The organism is Fructilactobacillus sp. X2R1C1 (assembly GCF_059901435.1).
In genome coordinates this window covers 1-279 of the sequence record NZ_JBWXUV010000078.1, presented here as the reverse complement: position 1 = coordinate 279, position 279 = coordinate 1, and the positions used below count along the sequence as shown (strand labels likewise).

The 279-nt window shown below is 35.1% G+C and carries 1 protein-coding gene; it reads right to left on the bottom strand.

Annotated features, from left to right (window positions below):
* Nucleotides 1-279, bottom strand: a 279-nt coding sequence (locus AC6UDG_RS07565; RefSeq protein ID WP_500706969.1) for a hypothetical protein, incomplete at both ends; no start/stop codon positions are given.

Genomic DNA, 279 nt, shown 5'->3' with positions numbered 1-279 from the left:
AATCTATCCAGCTTTTCTTCAAACGTTTTTCCGTCAGAGTATTGAAATGTAGCTCCCATTCTACCCATCCCATAATTGAGTAATTTGTTTCCTCTTAGATTCTTGCTTGATTGAATATGGATATCAGGATTATTTGTATCTTCATAAATATAGGTACCTGGTTCTAAGACGAGCATTTGCATGACGTCGATGCCAATTTTATCTTGATTTTTAAGTAAAAATTCCTCAGAACGTTTAATTTCATCCTCGGTTTCACCAGGTAAGCCACCAATTATAGAC